Annotated in this window: 1 protein-coding gene and 1 pseudogene; one reads left to right on the top strand and one right to left on the bottom strand. The window is 67.6% G+C overall.

What is annotated here, in order from left to right; all coding sequences use genetic code 11:
* A pseudogene (locus ACOADB_RS13325) lies at positions 1 to 1292 on the bottom strand (NADP-dependent isocitrate dehydrogenase); the annotation flags it as partial.
* Between the two features lie 169 nt (positions 1293 to 1461).
* Between ACOADB_RS13325 and ACOADB_RS13320 the strand changes: the two are divergent.
* Positions 1462 to 2337 (top strand): MIP/aquaporin family protein (locus ACOADB_RS13320; RefSeq protein WP_378599294.1); only part of this gene is annotated, 876 nt, incomplete at its 3' end.

The following is a 2337-nucleotide window of genomic DNA, read 5'->3' as shown; positions in this document are numbered from 1 at the left end:
CCGTTCGACGCCAGGACGCGGACGGTGCCGTTCTGGGCGATCTCGAAGGTCTTGTCGTGCGAGCCGTACTCCTCGGCCGCCTGGGCCATCAGGCCGACGTTGGGAACCGTGCCGATGGTGGCCGGGTCGAGCGGACCGTTGCGCTTCACGTCGTCGAGGACGGCCTGGTAGACGCCGGCGTACGACGAGTCCGGGATGACCGCGAGGGTGTCGTCCTCGCCGCCGTCGGAGCCCCACAGGCGGCCGCCGTTGCGGACCAGGGCGGGCATGGAGGCGTCCACGATCACGTCGGAGGGCACGTGCAGGTTCGTGATGCCCTTGTCGGAGTTCGTGTAGGACAGGCGCGGACCCGAGGCGAGGGCGGCGTCGAAGGCGGCCTTGATCTCGGCGCCGTTCGGCAGTGCGTCCAGGCCGGACAGGATGGCACCGAGGCCGTCGTTGGCCGACAGGCCCGCGGCAGCCAGATCGGCGCCGTACTTCTCGAAGACGTCAGCGAAGTAGGCCTTCACGACGTGTCCGAAGATGATCGGGTCGGAGACCTTCATCATCGTGGCCTTGAGGTGCAGCGAGAACAGCACGTCGTCGGCCTTGGCCCTGGCGAGCGCGTTGGCGAGGAAGGCCTGCAGGTGCGCGGCCTCCATCTTCGTGCCGTCGACGATCTCGCCGGCCAGGACCTTGAGGCCCTCCTTGAGCACGATGGTGTCGCCGGCGGACGTCTCGAGGACGATCGACAGGGTGTCGTCCTGGGCGAGGGTCACGGACTTCTCGTTGTGCGCGAAGTCGTTGTCCTTCATGGTCGCGACGTTGGTCTTCGACCCCTCGGGGAACGGCTTGTTCGTGTGGGGGTGCTTCTTCGCGTAGTTCTTCACCGACGCGGGGGCACGACGGTCGGAGTTGCCCTCACGCAGGACCGGGTTGACCGCGGAGCCCTTGATCTTGTCGTACTTGGCGCGGACCGCCTTCTCCTCGTCGGTCGCGGGCGCCTCCGGGTAGTCCGGAATGTCGAAGCCCTGGCCCTGCAGCTCCTTGATCGCGCCCTTGAGCTGCGGGATCGAGGCGGAGACGTTGGGGAGCTTGATGATGTTGGCCTCGGGCGTCTTGGCCAGCTCACCGAGCTCGGTCAGGGCGTCGTCGGCGAGGCCGAACTGGGCGAGGATCCGCGCAGCCACGGAGATGTCGCGCGTCTCGAACGCGACTCCTGCCTTGGCGGCGTACGCCTCGACGATCGGGAGGAAGGAGTACGTCGCGAGCAGCGGCGCCTCGTCGGTGTGGGTGTAGATGATGCTCGACATTCCGGGCGTCGCTCCTGGGCCGTGGGATGGGATTCTTGACGTCAAGATACCTGACGCGTGGGACCGGCGTCCCGTTCGACCCCCACCCTAGTGATTAGAGTGAATGGCGTAACCCGGTTCGCTTTCGGGACCCGATCCGAGGAAGAGAAGAGATATGACTGACGTAGCCATGGCTGACGCCTCCGTCGAAGCACCACCGACCACGGTCCACAAGCTCCTGGCCGAGTTCATCGGCACCTTCGCGCTCGTCCTGATCGGCTGCGGCGTCGCCGTGGTCAACAGCGGCGAGATCGTCCAGACCGGCCTGGCGTTCGGCCTGACCGTGACCCTGATGGCCTACGCCTTCGGACGGGTCTCCGGCGGCCACTTCAACCCTGCCGTCTCGGTGGGCGCGGCGCTGGGCGGCCGTACGTCATGGAAGGACGCGATCACCTACATCGGCGCCCAGATCGCCGGCGGCATCGCCGGCGCACTCGTGCTGATGATCCTGCTGCTCGGGATCGACGGCTTCGAGGCGTTCGACGTCGACGCTCCGCTCGGCACGAACGGCTTCAGCGCCGGTGGCTACGACTACGCGTGGTGGGCGGCGTTCCTCATCGAGGTCATCTTCACGTTCCTGTTCGTCTTCGTGATCCTCGCCGTCACCGACAAGCGCAACGCCGCGAACGCGATGATGGCGCCGCTGGCCATCGGTGTGACCCTCGCGGTCATCCACTTCATGCTGATCCCGCTGACCGGCACCTCGCTCAACCCGGCGCGTTCGATCGGCCCGGCCATCTTCAGCGGCGGCGACTGGCTCGTCCAGCTCTGGCCGTTCATCCCCGCCCCGCTCATCGGCGGTGCGGTGGCCGGTCTGCTCTACCCGCTCCTGTTCGGCCACGGCGAGGACCCGGTCCCCGGATCGGGCCTGAACTTCGGCAGCGGCGGCTCCTCCAACCCGGCGTTCACGCAGCAGTGGAACCAGGGGCAGGTGGCCCCGGGTGCACCGGCGGAGCAGCCGATCATCCAGGACGGCTGGCAGTGGGACCCCGCCTCACAGCAGTGG

This window comes from Nocardioides sp. CPCC 206348, assembly GCF_048654705.1.
Lineage (GTDB): Bacteria > Actinomycetota > Actinomycetes > Propionibacteriales > Nocardioidaceae > Nocardioides.
Note: the sequence above shows the minus strand (reverse complement) of the source record. Positions and strands in the feature narration are given on the sequence as shown.